Origin of the sequence: Citrobacter sp. Cpo012 (assembly GCF_030333015.1) — a bacterium.
Taxonomy (GTDB): Bacteria; Pseudomonadota; Gammaproteobacteria; order Enterobacterales; family Enterobacteriaceae; genus Citrobacter; species Citrobacter portucalensis.
In genome coordinates this window covers 1-16,523 of sequence record NZ_JAOWGR010000043.1, presented here as the reverse complement: position 1 = coordinate 16,523, position 16,523 = coordinate 1, and the positions used below count along the sequence as shown (strand labels likewise).

Genomic DNA, 16,523 nt, shown 5'->3' with positions numbered 1-16,523 from the left:
TTTACGCATTTTAGCCCGCCAAACTTAAGCATATTATTTCAACAAAAGTTCCCGAATTAGATGTTAGCACTGTATGTGCAAAAATGTCAGATCGCTATCTACCAGGTAACTGAAAAATATTGCGTTATTCCTGAATCTCTCTGACAGTGACAGCGGTGTCTACATAAAACAGAGCAAAAAGGTAAAGGGAATGATTCAACATAAATCGAAGATATTGACGTTTACGCTGTTGGCTGTCTGTTTGATGTCTATAAACGGCGCGGCGAGGGCGGCAAATGTTCCTGCAGGAACACTACTGGCAGAAAAACAGGAACTGGTCAGAAACAACGGCAGTGAGCCGGCATCTCTGGATCCGCATAAAGTTGAAAGCAACGTTGAGTTTAATTTAATCAGCGATATGTTCGACGGTCTGGTTGCTGTCAAGCAGGATGGGTCTATCGAACCCCGTCTAGCCTCGTCCTGGGAGAATAAAGGCAACACTGTCTGGACCTTCCATTTACGCCCGGGCATAACCTGGTCAGATGGATCTGCTATTACCGCACAGGATGTCGTCTGGAGCTGGCAGCGTCTGGTTTCGCCGCAAACGGCTTCACCTTATGCTTCGTATCTGGGCAACATGCACGTTGCGAACGCGGTTGATATTGCCCAAGGGAAAAAAGATCCCGCCACGCTGGGAGTCAAAGCTCGGGATGATACCACGCTGGAAATTACCCTGACGCAACCGACGGCGGCGTTTCTGGCGATGCTGGCGCATCCATCTCTGGTCCCGCTGGATAAAGTGTTGATAGGTCGTTTTGGCGATAAGTGGACCAGGCCAGAGCATTTTGTCAGCAGCGGGCCGTACAAATTATCGCAGTGGGTGGTTAATGAGCGCATCGTTGCCGAGCGTAACCCACATTATTGGGACGATCGGCATACGGTTATTAATAAAGTTACTTATTTGCCTATTAGCTCAGAGTCGGCTGACGTAAATCGCTATAAGGCCGGTGAAATCGACATTGTGTATAGCGTACCGGTTAACCAGTTCGCGCAACTGAAAAAAACAATGGGGGATGAACTGCATGTCTCGCCTCAGCTTTCAACGTATTACTATCAGTTCAATACAACCCGCGCGCCGTTTAATGATCCGCGCGTGCGCCGGGCGCTGAATATGGCGTTGGATAAAGACATCATTGCGCAAAAGGTGATGGGGCAGGGGCAGCGAGCAGCGTGGGTTATCAGCCAGCCGGAAATAGGTGGGGTGAAACTGCATGCGCCGGAGTATGCGTCATGGCCGCTCGAAAAACGTATTGCTGAAGCCAAAAAACTGCTGGCTGAAGCCGGTTTTGGTCCTGAGCATCCGCTTAGCTTGAATCTGCTCTACAACACCTTCGAAACGCACCAGCGTATTGCGATTGCCGCATCGTCGATGTGGAAGAAAAACCTTGGCGTCGAGGCGAAGCTGCAAAACCAGGAATGGAAAACCATGCTGGACACTATGCACACCGGTAATTTTGATGTCGTGCGCTATGCGTGGATAGCCGACTATGATGATGCCTCAAGTTTCCTCAATATCTTCCGGGCCGGTGATAGCGAGAACACCACCAAGTACAGTAACCCCGCCTTTGATGAAGCGATGCGTAATGCGGCAAAAGCAAGTTCACTGGAAGAACGCGGCAAATACTATCAGCAGGCTGAAGACCTTTTAGGTGAGGATGTGCCCGCGATTCCGGTTTACCACTATGTCCGCACGCATCTGGTGAAGCCGTGGGTGGGGGGATTTGCGCCGGATAACCGGGGAAATTACTACACCAAAGATATGTACATCAAAAAACATTAAGCGCTATAGCCGGTATTCGTGCTGAATAAATGGTCAATTTGTTGTTATTTCAGTCGATTAACAACATTTTGGCTGTTTTTCAGGCAAACGAACACATTGATGCTTTACAGGTCCGTTCGGGATGTTTATAGTGCGCCTCATTGGAAGCGTGGCCGAGCGGTTGAAGGCACCGGTCTTGAAAACCGGCGACCCGAAAGGGTTCTAGAGTTCGAATCTCTACGCTTCCGCCAAACATGAAAAGGGGTTACCGAAAGGTAACCCCTTTTTGCTTTTGAGAAAGATTTAAAACATGGTGTCGTGAATGTCAGTGTTACTGTTGCGCATTACATGCTCTATATTTGGCAAGTAAACTGAATAACGTAAGCAGGCATCATATTCTCCAGCCCAGCCTGAGTGAGCTATGGTAATCCCTGATATCACTTGAAATGACTGGTGTAGACTCTTCTTAAAAAACAAAGCCCTCCACATTTAGGTGTGAGGGCTTGTAATCGTTAATTGTTAAATTTACCTAAGTAGACTATAGCGGTGTTATCTGAGATGAATAATGAATAATATTCATTAGATGATACAGGTTTAATTCCTTTGTTAATCATATCAGCAAATTGATTTTTGCTGTCATTCACATCAGTATAACCATGTCGTGTTTGTGTTAATCCTTTATTAATCAATTGAAAGGACGCTAAGAATTCAGTGGCTGGGGAAACGAAGTAACCTATGAGCGGTTTGCTCTCTACTATTAGCTTTGCTCTTTCATTTATATTTAATTGACCTACAGTACCAATAGATACGATGTTTTTATGATTGGCAATATCTTGCGCAATCATGTTAAAAACAAAATCTTCGTATTCTTGTTGTGATTTCATTGTGTTGCTTAGTTGAGCACTAAAAGCAAGTGAAGCAATAACCGGTATCAATGCTGCATATTTAAAGCGTGGAGTAAAATGCATAATGGGTATAGCAATTATAACCAATATGACTGAAAATGATACTAAGGTACGGGGGAGTACCGGTGCATCCTGAAGTAATATAGTTGGCCCCATAAGAGATATAATGAATATTAAAAAAGACAATCCACTATACAAAATAAAGGATACTATACTCCCTATATTTGTGCGATAAGAAATGAGCATAAACACCAGGCTAATTAGTATCGGAATAGCAAAGTAAATGTAAACAGGGTGGTAAAAATATGAAAGGGTTATTGCTTTTAAAGAGGTTAATGTTCCGATTAGGTGCTCAAATCCTCCCTTATCCAAAGATATTAACTCTGAGCGCGAGTTGTGTTTTGGAGAGAAGAAAATCATGTAGATAAGATAAAATGAGATAAATAAAATTGTTTTTTTAAATAAAAATATTACCGATTCTTTGATATGTGCCTGTTTTTTTATTGCGATAATTATTACGTCAACAGCCAGCAAACCGATGAAAATATTTGCACACGGTTGATACAATGTTAAGGATAATACACCCGCTATCAACTTTATTGCTATCTCTAGTGTCAAGTTTTTATTTTGGTATGTATATGCCACTACAGCCACGAAAAATGAAATAGACATTCCCAGACTATCGTATCTATAAGCGATATTTTGCAGGATAAATGGGTTGAATATTAAAAGTGCGGCAACCATTTTAGCGTTAGGTACATCTGATTTAATCAAATGTTTACTAAGTGCAAGTGAAGATGCTCCTAAGAGAATGCAGGACGCGATCATGGTATAAGGAAATAAATCAAGATTGTAGTGGCCACTTGCAGAAAAAATTCTTGCTATAACATCCGCAAAAGGTCGACCTAAACCTCGCCAGCCGTAGTTTCCAGTGATCGATCTGTCTAAATCATCTCTATAATATATTCCAGCTTGAATTAAAGGGTAAATAAATAGGAGAGCCAGTCCTGAATAAATAAAAAATAATTTTTTATCGAATTTATAAAACATGTTAAATCCCATCTTGTTTTTTAACTATGTAGCGCGGTCTTTGTTTGGTTTCAATATATATTCTACCTATGTACTCCCCGAGTACACCGATTCCAATTAACTGAATACCGCCCAGGAAAAGAATTGAAACAATAATAGATGGATATCCCGCTACCGGATTGCCCCAAAATATTTTGTCTATAATCATCCATGCGCCGAATAAGAAGGATAAAGTGGCGACAAAAAAACCAATGTAAGTCCAAATTCGGAGTGGGAACGTTGAAAAACTGGTAATACCTTCGAGTGCGAGATTCCACAATTTCCAGCCATTAAACTTTGATTTACCAGCTATACGGCCTGCTCGAGTGTACTCCACTACGTCAGTACGACCTCCAACCCAGCTAAGAACACCCTTCATAAAGAGATTACGTTCCGGCATGAGTTTGATATTTTCTACGACATCGCGGGACATGAGTCTGAAGTCACCAACGTTCTCTTCGATCTTCGGGGCGCTTATTTTATTGTGCAATTTATAGAACCATTCAGCGGTTTTTCGCTTAAGTTTTCCATCTGTAGAACGGTCCGCACGCTTTGCCAGTACAATATCTGCACCCGATAACCATTTATTTATCATCAATGGAATTGTTTCAATTGGATCCTGTAGGTCGACATCGATTGGGATAACGGCTTCGCCAGTGGAACATTCCAGTCCTGCAAATATGGCGGCTTCTTTTCCAAAATTACGTGTGAATGAAACGGGAACAACGAGCGAATCAGATAAGGCAAGGGCATTAATAATTGATTCTGTAGCATCTTTGCTACCGTCGTTGATAAACACAATTTCAACATCGTACTTTTTTAGTTCTTCGTATCCTCGCACCGTCTTGTAGAAAATAGGTATTGTATCTTCTTCATTGAAGACTGGCACTATCAGAGAAATTTTCATTTCGGATCCCTAAAAACAACAAATTTAGAGTATACAAACCCACATACTAAGCTGATTGAGGAGAACTCAATCAGCGTTATGAGTGGGGAAATGTTAAAGCGATCGGAAATCTGACCGGAGATGAAACTCAACAACCCCATAAAACCAACAAACAGTATGTATCCTCTGCTGGTGGCTTTTGCATTGAAGGTGAATTTTGCGTTAGCAAAAAATGAAAATGTTACTGCGCATAAGAATGCCACTACATTGCTCACAGCTTGGTCATTTTTCATGATGTACACCATGATGCCGAACACGGCCCAATGCAATGCCGTGTTTACGATTCCGACAGAAATGTAGCGAGAAAGTAGTTTTATCATGATTAAAAATGCTGAACAGGAAGAAAGGGAGTTTAACATTGATGTAAAACCAGATCGACATGTTGACGCCAGTCAGCGCAGTAAGCAGAGTCATTTGGGGATGATTAAGGGGCTGTAAATGCTACAGCCACGTTATCTGTAAGAATAGGTTGCCGAAAGCCCCCGCTTTTTGCTTTATACTTTTGGCGCAAGTCAGCTGATATAAGGAGATTATGATGATAAAAGTTGGCACCTTGCTGGCGCTAAGCATTCTGTCATTGTCGGCGTACGCAGCAACGACTGGGCTAAACAGTCCAGCGCCGGGCGTATTGTGCGATAAAACCATCTGTGCCGATGAACACGGTTTGTCGGTGGCGTTGACCACGAAATATCTTGGCAAGCAGCAGGGCGAAAAACTGGCAGCTGCGGGACAGTTCGATACCTCGGCTTTTACATTCCGCGGTGGCCTGTTTTGCGATACCAACGAACGTTTGTGTCGGGATGACCGCTATTTCGGCACCGACGGTAAGCGCAGCGGTAAAATAAACACCCATTACACCGCGTTACTGTTCGGAAAGGTCGACAAGCCCTGACAATCTCTGACGTGTCCCCAGCCTGTATTGCGGGGGCACTACACCACTAACTCTCAAAAATGAGAGGCCGATCCTGTGAGCAGGACTTTTGTCCTCAATCACCTCACAAACGTCTGGTTACAATCCCTGCATATCTTCAATACCCATAATTCAGGAATTGTTATGACTGCACATATTAATGCCAAGCCAGGTGATTTCGCGCCAACCGTTATTATGCCGGGCGATCCGCTCCGCGCTAAATTTATTGCCGAAAATTATCTAATGGATTACCGCGAAGTCACCAATGTACGTAATATGCTGGGTTATACCGGTTTATATTTTGGGCAACCTGTTTCGGTGATGGGACATGGAATGGGCATTCCTTCAATGACGCTTTATGCCCATGAACTGGTACATGATTTTGGTGTGCAAAGAATTATACGCGTCGGCAGTTTAGGGGCAACACAACATCATGTCAAAATGCGCGATATTATCCTGGCCGTCGCAGCCGGAACGGATTCAGTCACAAATTTAAAACGTAGCGCAGGCTATGCGATGGCAACATCCGCCTATTTCCCATTATTGCAGCAGGCGTGGACGCTGGCACAGAAGGCCGGTATCGATATTAAAGTCGGCAATGTTTTTAGCGGCGATCTTTATTACGATCCTGACGAAAATTTAATACCGGCACTGGAAAAATTCGGTGTGCTCGGTGTAGATATGGAAGTAGCAGGCTTATACGCTTTAGCGCATCAGTTTAATATTGAAGCGCTGGCTATTTTAACTGTCTCCGATCATTGCCTGACCGGAGAAGAAACAACCGCAGAAGAACGACAATTGACCTTTAACAACATGATTGAGCTGGCGCTAAATACTGCTGTTACCGCTTAGTTCCAGCTTTTAATTGAACCAATCAGAGATGGCATTATATGAAGAATAAAATAGCACTTACGCTGATTAGTTTTCTGGCAAATTTTATTATGGCAGGGTTTGCCAGTCAGTTCGGTATGCTAATCGAACCGATTGCAGTACGCTACGGTGCCGATGTGAATACCGTTGCTTCGATATTTTCGTTGCTCAATGGTGGAGCATTAGCCGGCACCATCGCCGCCTTTTTCCTGATTGAGAAAATCGGTGTGAAGCGTATGACGCTCATTATCTATTCGATAGTGTTCCTTTGCGCTCTGGTAATGCATTTAAGCCCTGGCTTATGGCCTGTGATGGTCGCCATGACCCTGGTGGGTTTTTGCGGTGGAATCGGTCTGTGCGTGGCGGGAACGATTGTGGTATCGGTCTGGCAGGATCGTATTCAAAGTACGATGCTGGTGGTGCAGGACGCCACTTTCAACGTTGCGGGTGTGGTTTTTCCGCTGATCACGACCTTCGCCCTGACGCACAATATGTCGTGGAGTTACAGCTATCTAAGCGTGGGTATGGTGGCCTTACTCACGCTGGGCGTTGTGGCGCTCACCCGCTTTACTGCCTGCGAGACGGCGCCCACGGCAGATCGGACAGATAAGGTAAAATCGGAGTGGAATCCAGGGATCATCAGCGGAGGCATTGGCCTGTTCTTAGGAATGCTGGCGCTGTACACCTTCCTGACCTGGGCACCATTATTTGTGAAGAACAAATTTGGCATTCCCTTTGAAGAAGCAGGAAATATTATTACGCAATACTGGGGCGCTGCGCTGGTCGGGGCATTAGTATCAACCGTCATTGTTTCTCGGGTGAAGATACATTATTTCCTGCTAAGTATTATTCTGCTGGCTAGCATTATTACCACAATTATCGTCACGAAGGATAATATCTCCGGGCTTGATTATCTGGCCTACAGTTACGGGTTTGTCTGTGCTGCGCTGTATAACTCATTTATTGCCTACGGTGTTTCTTTCGTGAAGCGTGCGAGCAGTCAGAACGTTTCTTATATTTTAATTAGCGGCAGTGCCGGGGCCATGTTTAGTCCGGCGATCAGCGCGCTCATGGAAAAAACAATGGGATTGCAGAAGATTATGTACGCGATACCGGTGTTGTATTTAATTATCTTTGTCATGTTGATGGTGACATTAAAACTCAAACGTAATTAAAAGCACTGATAACACTTACCTCTTTAATTAAATAGCCAGTCGCCACACTATTTATATGGTGGGGCGATACTCAACCTTACTCAAAGGAATTGAAAAATGCTGAAGAACAATAAGTTAATGATTAAAAAAACAATCCTGGGTGCAGTAGTGGCAATGAGCTGTATGCAAGCATTCGCGGCTGACTATACTGATGGCAACATCCGTAAAAATGATTTTAACTGGATGCAGATGAACTTAATGCAAAGTGTGGACGCGAAAGTGCCATATGGTATTCGCAATGACACCTATCTGGAACTGGAGTTTGGTGCACGCTCTGGCATTATCGATCTGTACGGTTATGTGGATTTCTTTGATATTTTGGATCGCGAGCAGGACGATCGTCATGGGGGTGATAACTTCTTTGCCAAGATATCTCCGCGTTTTTCCCTGGACGCCATTTTTAATAAAGATTTATCCGTTGGGCCGTTTAACGAATTCTATATTGCAACGGTAAATAACATTGGCGACCGGGAATTATTTGAACATTACGTTGGCCTGGGTACAGATGTGAAGGTCCCGTGGTTTGGTCTGGTGGGAATGAACATCTATGCGCATTATGTTCGTGAAAACTACGGTGCGGATAACGAAGGAAAGTGGGATGGCTATATGTTCTCGACTAACTGGTCGACACCATTCTATACCTTTGCCAACGGCAGTTATCTGAACTATCAGGGGTACTTTGACTACCAGTTCGCCGCGAATAAGATTGCTAATCAACCGTTATACAGCAATAACGCGATTGAATGGTATAACGGTATCTACTGGCATTCAGAGCATTATGCAGTCGGTTATGGCCTGAAGTATTTCCGTAACATGGCATTGATGGAAAACCACGGCGGAGCAGGGCGTACCACCGGGCTCGGTCACTATTTCAGCCTCACCTATAAGTTCTGATTGCGCCGAAATGACACACCAATGCTCTGTTAACGAGCGTTGGTGTGTCAGTCAATGATGTCATTGCCGAGAAATTTACGCAGCCCATCCAGATCCTTAATTTCCAGTCCTTGCTTCGTTCGCGTTACCAGCCCGGCATCCGTCAGCGTTTTAACCGCCCGCCGATAGACCCGGTCGGTAGTACCGAATCGCTCAGCTTCCTGGTATTTTTTATGGAAACCATCCATCGGCTGCTTGTTCTGATGCTGGCGATACAGGTCATACGCCACGTTATGTACGATAGGATAGAGCATCCGGTGCAGGAAGATTTCCAGCATATCCTGATAATCAATCGCCATTGCACTGGCAAAAAATATCGCCAGTCTGGGGTGCTGATTTAGCGCTTCTTCCAGACGGTCACAGCTGCACACCGCTACGGTCAGTGGTTCTTCCGCGACGATATCAAGCTGGCAGCGATACCCGGTAAAAAACTCCATTTCACCAAACAGCTGCTCGTCGCATTCCATGGCGCCCAACTGGAATCGGCGACCATTCTCCGCGCTGTAACGCAGTGAAATTCTTCCGGATTGCACCATGATCAGTCGATCGACAACCTGTCCCTGGCGGTATAGATACTCATCTTCCTGGATAATCTGCGTTTCAGAGAGCAGTTCCTGAAATATCTTCTCAATCAAGGCATCATCCTGCTGCCAGATGTTGTGAAAACGACCTTTCGTGAGGGGTTTAAGCTGCATGACTCAACGTCTTATTGTTTAAGATAATTCTTATCTCAGACTGTATGCCATCTGCTGGGCAATGTCATTAAGAGCGCGGGGCGGATAATAAAAGGACCAGCACCATGCTGGTCCTGACACACTAAGGATGGCTGATAAAGCGAGACAGGCGCTGGCGCAGCAGGCGGTTTTCCTGGCGTAACTGAGCGTTCTCCTCCAGCAACGTCAGCGCAACGGCAATCCCTGGCCAGTCAAGTTCCAGCTCCTGACGCAGGCGCACCGCGCGACGCATTACTGTCAGCGCATGATCGTCAAACGTCTCGTCTTCATGAGGTTCTATCACCCCTAAGCCGACAATCTCATGCAGTTCTTCTTCTGACACACCGGTGTACAGACAAAATTCTGTAATGGTAAAAGTGACGGTAACGTTAGCCATTATGCTTTCCCCCACTCTTTGCGCGGATCAAAGGTCTTTTGTGCATCCGCCAGTTGTTGCCACAGGGCGGCACTGGCGTCGTCAGGTTTCGGTGGCATGACGATCTTGATCACCGCATACAAATCGCCGGTATGTTTTTTACTTACCAGACCCTTGCCCTTAATGCGGAGTCGCTGGCCGGCCTGACTGCCTGCAGGAATGGTCAGCAGGATGCTCTCTTTCAACGTCGGAACGGTTACTTTCGCACCCAGCGCAGCTTCCCACGGCGCGAGGGGAACGACAACTTCCAGATCCTGATTAACAATATCGAACAGCGGATGCGGCGCAATATGAATCACCAGCCACAAATCACCGTTCGGCCCACCGTTTTCGCCGGGGGTACCCTGGCCTTTCAGACGGATACGCTGACCGTTACCGACGCCAGCCGGAATTTTCACATTCAGCGTTTTAGGAATTTCTCGTTCTACCATGCCAAACGCATTATAGACTGGCAGGTTGTAACTGATAGTGCGGCTATGCTCAGTAAGCGTTTCTTCGAGGAATACGGCAACTTCAATTTCAATGTCGTGCCCGCGGCTGGCAGGGCGCTGGCGCGACTGGTGCGCACGCTGGCCAAAAATGGAGGAGAAGATATCGTCGAAATCTTCGGCGCTGTAGCTTTGATTCTCTCCTTGCTGGAATTGACGGCTGAACTGTGGGTCGTTGCGGTGCTGCCACAGCTGGTCGTACTCGGCGCGTCGCTGCTCATCACTCAAAACTTCCCAGGCTTCTGCAACCTCTTTAAACCGGGCCTCTGCGTCAGTCTCTTTGCTGACATCAGGATGATATTTACGGGCGAGTCGACGATAGGCGGTCTTGATTGTCTTGAGATCGTCTGTCGGTTTCACGCCCATAATGGCGTAATAATCCTTTAATTCCATAGCGTTCTCTCGTGTAAATCAACACTTGCAGAAGGTGAACCCTGACAACAGGTATCACCGCTAAGTTTAGGGTAATCCTGATAACGGCGAATGCCAACCGGGAAGGGAGGATATTGCGATAAACGATGCAGGCATTGCACCACCAACAGCGCAGTTGAGGTTACGGCATCTGATGTGTGGTGCGAAAAATGAGATTAGCTAAACATCAGGATTTGCTTATCAGGAAGCGGACCGTATCAGCATAGTTTTGCACGAATGCATTAAGGTCATCTGACTTCAGTCCTTTTGGATTGATCATATATTTTCCGTTGATAAAAATGGCGGGCACACCGGTTAAATCAACTGCCTTCGCCATTTCTTGCTGTTTAGCGGTCAGTGATTTCACGGCAAAGCTATTCCATGCCGCATCATAATCACTGGCGCTGACGCCCGCGCTGATAAATACGTTACGAATATCGTCCGCTGTTTTAACGGTTTGTTTTTTCTGAACGGCATCAAAAAGCAACGGCTTAACTTTATCTTGTACGTTCAACAGCATGGCGACGGACCAGGCGTGGGTCATGTCTTGCCCCAGCGGACCTAAAAAGTCGACGTGGTATTCGGTGAGTTTGACATCTGCAGGCAATACTTTTTTCACGTTATCAGTGATTTCAAAAACTTCATCGTACTGATAACAGGAAGGGCAATAGAATGAGAAAAACTTCAGTGCGGCTGGAGCGGAAGCGACAGGTTTTTCCAGTGAGATATACTCTTTGCCGTCGGTAAATGATGCTGCCTGAGCGCTAACTGTAAAAAGTAACCCAATCAGGGGTAATAAATATTTTTTCATTTCCATATACTCTAAATAACATTTAATAAACAAATTATCTGCTAATGAATACGTTATTCATTGCGTCTGAATATAATAAGGAAATTCTCTGGAAATGCGCTGACCCTTACTTTCATTTACGCATCAGTACGTGGTGGGCATTATCTGTGTGCTGTCATGGAAATATCTTTTGGCATTCTTCGTAAATAGTGAATGATAACTTGCGTGATATTTTCAGGGGTGTTTTTAGCAATGTTATAGCGTAATAAATAAAGGCGGAAATATGATTAATTATCATTTCGTTTTTAAAGCGTGAATTACAGGTTGTTGCGTTAAGTTCTGCAAATAACTCCGTAGATTTTCTTTTTCTTGTCGCGCGTGAATGAATAGGGTAAGTGTCAGAGATGAGCAACCCAAATGGATATCGCTATGATTGACCACCTGGATCACCTGGTACTAACCACCAATCATGAAGAGGCTTGCGTTCGTTTCTATGTCGAGCTTTTAGGCATGAGGCTGGAAACCTTCGCGCAAGGTCGGAAAGCCTTCGTCTTTGGCAATCAGAAAATCAATCTCCACATTCGGGGAAAAGAGTTTGAACCCAAAGCCTACGCGCCAACGCCGGGGGCGCTGGATTTATGTTTTATCACCACGCGTACGCTGGAAGAGGTGATGGAGACGTTTCAAACCCACGGAGTCGAGATTATTGAAGGGCCCGTTGCACGTACCGGTGCGACAGGACCTATTCGCTCGGTGTATGTCAGGGATCCCGATCTCAATCTGATTGAAATCGCGGTATATCCAGCAGATGGCAGGACATAACTTTACAGCGTAAAGGTTGCCAAAACCTGGCGAGTGGTTAAGATAACTCGCATCAATGAGTGAGGGTATAATGGCGAAACGTCAACGGATGGGATGGTGGTTCCTCTGTCTGGCATGTGTTGTGGTGATGGTTTGCACCGCACAACGCATGGCGGGCCTGCACGCGTTGCAGATGGATACCGCCGTTACAAGCGTTGTCGCCAGCGCACAAGTGCAGACCGATGAGGCCTCACCCGTTACCCCTTGTGAACTGAGTGCGAAATCATTACTGGCTGCGCCACCCGTATTGTTTGAAGGTGCTATTCTGGTGCTGTGCCTGCTGCTGTCGTTGCTGGCGCCAGTACGGGCGTTTCGTCTACCTTTTTTCCCACCGCGAGCCATCTCGCCGCCCACTCTCCGGGTGCATCTCCGATTTTGCGTCTTCCGTGAATGACAGAACAGCCGTTGCTGACTGTTAGATAATTATTCACGGAGAAAAACTATGATGACTGTTTTCAGACAGGCGCTGCTCTGTCTGTTATTGCTATGGCTGCCCGTATCCTGGGCGGCTGAACCCGGCTGGCTGCGTTCACCCGATAACGATCACGCCAGCGTGCGGTTACGCGCTGATACGTCCGCAGGCGGAGAAACCCGTCTGTTGCTGGATGTCAAACTGGAGGACGGCTGGAAAACCTACTGGCGTTCTCCGGGCGAGGGAGGCGTTGCACCTGCTATCGCCTGGAAAGGGGAAATGCCCGCGGTCGACTGGTCCTGGCCAACCCCTGCTCGTTTTGAGGTCGCCAATATCACTACTCAGGGGTATCACGATAAGGTGACGTTCCCGATGGTGGTGCGCGGTAGAGCGCCCGCCACGCTCAGCGGCGTTTTGACGCTATCCACCTGTAGCAACGTTTGCCTGTTGACGGATTTTCCTTTTTCCGTGACGCCCACAGCCCAGGACCCGACTTTTGCACATGACTATGCTCAGGCGATGGGACAGATCCCACTTGCCAGCGGCCTGACCGATGCTCTGAGCGCTGGCGCACGGGCGGGAGAGTTAGTCGTCGAGGCTCGCCGTGCGGGAGGCTGGACTGAACCAGGGCTGTATCTGGATGCTGTTGATGATGCGGATTTTGGCATGCCGCAAATTCATGTTGAGGGGGAGACGTTACGCGCCACGGTACCAGTACATGACGGTTGGGGAGAAGGCGCGCCGGATCTGCGTGGTAAGTCAGTCACGCTGGTGCTGGCAGACAACGGTGTTGCCCAGGAGAGTCGTCTTGCGATTGGCGAAGCCCCGGTTGTTGAGAACGCCTCACTCCCACTGTGGCAAGTGGTGTTCATGGCGCTGCTGGGCGGTTTGATCCTCAATCTGATGCCCTGTGTGTTACCGGTTCTGGGCATGAAGCTGGGCTCGATTTTGCTGGTCGAGGAAAAAAGTCGTCGCCAGATCCGTCGTCAGTTCCTCGCATCGGTAGCCGGAATACTGGTCTCGTTTATGGCTCTGGCGCTATTGATGACGGTGCTGCGTTTAACCAATCAAGCCCTTGGCTGGGGGATCCAGTTTCAGAATCCGTGGTTCATTGGCGTCATGGTGCTAGTGATGCTGACGTTCAGCGCCAGCCTGTTCGGGTGGTTTGAATTCCGACTCCCTTCTGCTATGACCACCACGCTGGCGACTCACGGCGGCAACGGACTGTCGGGACATTTCTGGCAAGGTGCATTTGCGACACTGCTTGCCACGCCGTGCAGTGCCCCGTTTCTGGGAACGGCGGTGGCGGTAGCATTGACCGCTTCGCTGCCGACGTTGTGGGGATTGTTTATCGCACTTGGGCTGGGGATGAGCTTACCGTGGCTGCTGGTGGCCCTGCGTCCCGGTCTGGCGCTGCGTTTGCCGCGGCCAGGGCGGTGGATGAATATTTTGCGGCGTCTGCTTGGCGTGATGATGCTGGGTTCGGCTATCTGGCTTGCGACGTTGTTGCTCCCACACTTAGGGGTTAGCGGACAAAGTAGCGCTAAAGAAAGCGTGAACTGGCAACCGCTAAGCGAGCAGGCGATTGAGGATGCGCTGGCGCAACATAAGCGCGTGTTCATTGACGTCACAGCCGACTGGTGCATCACCTGTAAGGTAAACAAATACAATGTGTTGCATAAAGAAGACGTACAGGCCGCATTGCAACAGCCGGATGTGGTGGCGCTTCGCGGCGACTGGACACTCCCTTCTGAAGCTATTACCGAATTTCTAAAAAAACGCGGCCAGGTTGCTGTGCCGTATAACCAAATTTATGGCCCCGGTCTGCCGGATGGCCAGGCGTTACCTACGTTGTTAACCCGCGATGCGGTACTGCAAACGTTGAATGATGCCAAAGGAGTAACCCCATGAAAATGATGATAGTTCTGTTGTTAACCCTGTTTTCTGCCGTCAGTATCGCGAAAGAGCCTGCGCCGTTTACCCCGGAACAGGAAAAGCAAATTGAAGCATTAATTCAGGAAGCCTTGTTTAACGATCCCAACAGCCCACGGATTGGCGCGAAGCAGGCGAAACTGACCCTGATAAACTTCACCGATTACAACTGCCCATACTGCAAGCAGTTGGATCCAATGCTGGAAAAAATTGTGCAGAAATACCCTGACGTGGCGGTAGTGATTAAACCGCTGCCGTTTAAAGGTGAAAGTTCGGAACTGGCGGCGCGGACCGTGCTGACCACATGGCATGAGCATCCGCAACAGTCCCTGGCATTACATGAAAAATTGATGCAGAAGAAGGGCTACCATACCGACGTCAGTATCAAACAGGCGCAGGAAAAAGCGGGGGCCAGTCCGGTGACGCTGGACGCCCAAAGTGCTGAAACGCTGAGCACTAACCTGCAACTGGCGCGACTGGTGGGGGTGCAGGGAACCCCGGCAACGATTATTGGTGATGAACTTATTCCCGGCGCGGTGCCGTGGGAAACCCTTGAGGAAGTAGTAAAAGAAAAACTGGCGGCGGCCAATGCTCAGTAAACTGCGCCGCTGGTTGCGCGAAGGGCTGATCTTACTGGCACTGTTGGCGGGGGCAATGCTGCTGATGGATGCCTGGCGCGCGCCGCAACTCCCTGCCTCCTTTGACAGCACGCCTTTACAAACGCTGGATGGTGAAACCGTCACGCTGGCGGCGCTCAGCAAAGACGAGCCGGTGTTGCTTTATTTCTGGGCGAGCTGGTGCGGCGTATGCCGCTTCACGACGCCGGAAGTCGCCAGGCTGCGTTCGGAAGGGGAAAATGTGATGACCATTGCGTTACGTTCCGGAAATGAAGCTGAGGTATCTCGCTGGCTGTCGCGTAAAGGCGTGGACTTTCCGGTCATCAATGATGCGAACGGGGCCATTTCCCACAGTTGGGCAATCAGCGTCACGCCAACGCTGGTGGTGATGTCACAAGGTCGGGTGGTATCAACCACCAGCGGCTGGACCAGCTACTGGGGCATGAAACTTCGGTTGTGGTGGGCGAAAACGTTCTGATAAATGTGCCGGGGAAACCCGGCATTTTTTGTGCACAGAAAACCCCCAGCTAGGCTGGGGGTTCCGGAAAGCTTTCAGCTTTGGGCCAGTTATTAAAACCCCTTTTGATTTGTTAAAACACCTTGCGGTCTGGCAACTGCAAGGGTTAAACAAGAAATCAAAAGGGGGTCCCAATGGGGGACGAAAAGAGCTTAGCGCACACCCGATGGAACTGTAAATATCACATAGTTTTTGCGCCCAAATACCGAAGACAAGCATTCTACGGGGAGAAACGTAGGGCGATAGGCAGCATCTTAAGAAAGCTGTGTGAGTGGAAAAACGTGCGGATCCTGGAAGCGGAATGCTGTGCAGATCATATCCATATGCTTGTGGAAATCCCGCCCAAAATGAGCGTATCCGGTTTTATGGGTTATCTGAAAGGTAAAAGCAGTCTGATGTTGTATGAGCAGTTTGGTGATATGAAGTTTAAATACAGGAACAGGGAGTTCTGGTGTCGTGGGTATTACGTAGATACGGTGGGTAAGAACACGGCAAGGATACAGGAATACATAAAGCACCAGCTTGCAGAGGATAAAATGGGCGAGCAGTTATCGATCCCTTATCCGGGTAGCCCGTTTACGGGCCGTAAGTAACGAAGTCTGATGCAAATGTCAGATCGTATGCGCCTGTTAGGGCGCGGCTGGTAACAGAGCCTTATAGGCGCATCAGAAAAACCTCCGGCTATGCCGGAGGATATTTATT

Annotated in this window: 18 protein-coding genes and 1 tRNA gene; 12 read left to right on the top strand and 7 right to left on the bottom strand. The window is 47.7% G+C overall.

Annotation, left to right across the window (positions count from 1 at the left end):
- Window positions 1-190: 190 nt before the first annotated feature.
- Window positions 191-1,819 carry an ABC transporter substrate-binding protein gene (locus OGX90_RS19965; RefSeq protein WP_234692929.1) on the top strand — a complete coding sequence of 543 codons (1,629 nt, stop codon included), beginning with the start codon at window positions 191-193 and terminating at the stop codon, window positions 1,817-1,819.
- Window positions 1,820-1,961: 142 nt separating this feature from the next.
- Window positions 1,962-2,049 (top strand) — tRNA-Ser (locus tag OGX90_RS19960).
- A 261-nt stretch (window positions 2,050-2,310) separates the two neighbouring features.
- Here the strand turns inward: OGX90_RS19960 and OGX90_RS19955 are convergent.
- The 3 genes from OGX90_RS19955 to OGX90_RS19945 are packed head-to-tail and all read right to left on the bottom strand — an operon-like array spanning window position 2,311 to window position 5,037.
- Window positions 2,311-3,753 carry a glucosyltransferase domain-containing protein gene (locus OGX90_RS19955; protein WP_234692930.1) on the bottom strand — a complete coding sequence of 481 codons (1,443 nt, stop codon included), beginning with the start codon at window positions 3,751-3,753 and terminating at the stop codon, window positions 2,311-2,313.
- Between the two features lies 1 nt (window position 3,754).
- A complete protein-coding gene (locus OGX90_RS19950; RefSeq protein ID WP_234692931.1) occupies window positions 3,755-4,678 on the bottom strand; it encodes a glycosyltransferase family 2 protein in 924 nt (307 codons plus the stop codon).
- Window positions 4,675-5,037: a GtrA family protein gene (locus OGX90_RS19945; protein WP_048214495.1), complete on the bottom strand. Its 363-nt coding sequence runs from the start codon at window positions 5,035-5,037 to the stop codon at window positions 4,675-4,677. The genes OGX90_RS19950 and OGX90_RS19945 overlap by 4 nt, the downstream gene beginning before the upstream one ends.
- A gap of 212 nt (window positions 5,038-5,249) precedes the next feature.
- Here OGX90_RS19945 and OGX90_RS19940 point away from each other — a divergent pair, with 212 nt between their 5' ends.
- The 4 genes from OGX90_RS19940 to OGX90_RS19925 all read left to right on the top strand — a co-directional run bounded on the left by OGX90_RS19940 (window position 5,250) and on the right by OGX90_RS19925 (window position 8,605).
- Window positions 5,250-5,609 carry a YcgJ family protein gene (locus OGX90_RS19940; RefSeq protein WP_156174764.1) on the top strand — a complete coding sequence of 120 codons (360 nt, stop codon included), beginning with the start codon at window positions 5,250-5,252 and terminating at the stop codon, window positions 5,607-5,609.
- Between the two features lie 162 nt (window positions 5,610-5,771).
- The gene (deoD, locus tag OGX90_RS19935) at window positions 5,772-6,479 is read left to right on the top strand and encodes a purine-nucleoside phosphorylase (RefSeq protein ID WP_032942921.1); all 708 of its coding nucleotides are present in this window, start codon (window positions 5,772-5,774) and stop codon (window positions 6,477-6,479) included.
- 38 nt (window positions 6,480-6,517) lie between these two features.
- Window positions 6,518-7,672, top strand: a complete 1,155-nt coding sequence (gene tsgA / locus OGX90_RS19930; RefSeq protein WP_032942923.1) for an MFS transporter TsgA — start codon at window positions 6,518-6,520, stop codon at window positions 7,670-7,672.
- A gap of 96 nt (window positions 7,673-7,768) precedes the next feature.
- Entirely contained in the window at window positions 7,769-8,605 is an 837-nt protein-coding gene (locus OGX90_RS19925; protein ID WP_008784309.1) for a nucleoside-specific channel-forming Tsx family protein, read from the top strand.
- 47 nt (window positions 8,606-8,652) lie between these two features.
- On the opposite strand, the gene OGX90_RS19920 is transcribed toward OGX90_RS19925, so the two are convergent.
- The 4 genes from OGX90_RS19920 to dsbA all read right to left on the bottom strand — a co-directional run bounded on the left by OGX90_RS19920 (window position 8,653) and on the right by dsbA (window position 11,503).
- Window positions 8,653-9,339 (bottom strand): Crp/Fnr family transcriptional regulator, encoded by a 687-nt coding sequence (locus tag OGX90_RS19920; protein ID WP_153687013.1) that lies wholly within the window; start codon window positions 9,337-9,339, stop codon window positions 8,653-8,655.
- Window positions 9,340-9,460: 121 nt separating this feature from the next.
- Complete coding sequence (gene cbpM / locus OGX90_RS19915) at window positions 9,461-9,754, bottom strand: chaperone modulator CbpM (protein WP_003832033.1); 294 nt, start codon at window positions 9,752-9,754, stop codon at window positions 9,461-9,463.
- Window positions 9,754-10,674 carry a curved DNA-binding protein gene (gene cbpA / locus OGX90_RS19910; protein ID WP_003832035.1) on the bottom strand — a complete coding sequence of 307 codons (921 nt, stop codon included), beginning with the start codon at window positions 10,672-10,674 and terminating at the stop codon, window positions 9,754-9,756. The genes cbpM and cbpA overlap by 1 nt, the downstream gene beginning before the upstream one ends.
- A gap of 205 nt (window positions 10,675-10,879) precedes the next feature.
- The gene (gene dsbA / locus OGX90_RS19905; protein ID WP_008784313.1) at window positions 10,880-11,503 is read right to left on the bottom strand and encodes a thiol:disulfide interchange protein DsbA; all 624 of its coding nucleotides are present in this window, start codon (window positions 11,501-11,503) and stop codon (window positions 10,880-10,882) included.
- Window positions 11,504-11,899: 396 nt separating this feature from the next.
- Here dsbA and OGX90_RS19900 point away from each other — a divergent pair, with 396 nt between their 5' ends.
- The 6 genes from OGX90_RS19900 to tnpA all read left to right on the top strand — a co-directional run bounded on the left by OGX90_RS19900 (window position 11,900) and on the right by tnpA (window position 16,414).
- Entirely contained in the window at window positions 11,900-12,304 is a 405-nt protein-coding gene (locus OGX90_RS19900) for a VOC family protein (RefSeq protein WP_079934909.1), read from the top strand.
- 70 nt (window positions 12,305-12,374) lie between these two features.
- Window positions 12,375-12,737, top strand: a complete 363-nt coding sequence (locus OGX90_RS19895) for a hypothetical protein (RefSeq protein ID WP_008784315.1) — start codon at window positions 12,375-12,377, stop codon at window positions 12,735-12,737.
- A 48-nt stretch (window positions 12,738-12,785) separates the two neighbouring features.
- Window positions 12,786-14,666 (top strand): cytochrome c biogenesis protein CcdA, encoded by a 1,881-nt coding sequence (locus tag OGX90_RS19890; protein ID WP_286624569.1) that lies wholly within the window; start codon window positions 12,786-12,788, stop codon window positions 14,664-14,666.
- The gene (locus OGX90_RS19885; RefSeq protein ID WP_008784317.1) at window positions 14,663-15,286 is read left to right on the top strand and encodes a DsbA family protein; all 624 of its coding nucleotides are present in this window, start codon (window positions 14,663-14,665) and stop codon (window positions 15,284-15,286) included. Before OGX90_RS19890 ends, OGX90_RS19885 begins: the two co-directional genes overlap by 4 nt.
- Entirely contained in the window at window positions 15,276-15,782 is a 507-nt protein-coding gene (locus OGX90_RS19880) for a protein disulfide oxidoreductase (protein ID WP_234692935.1), read from the top strand. Before OGX90_RS19885 ends, OGX90_RS19880 begins: the two co-directional genes overlap by 11 nt.
- A gap of 173 nt (window positions 15,783-15,955) precedes the next feature.
- Window positions 15,956-16,414, top strand: a complete 459-nt coding sequence (tnpA, locus tag OGX90_RS19875; RefSeq protein ID WP_057069660.1) for an IS200/IS605 family transposase — start codon at window positions 15,956-15,958, stop codon at window positions 16,412-16,414.
- Window positions 16,415-16,523: the final 109 nt, after the last annotated feature.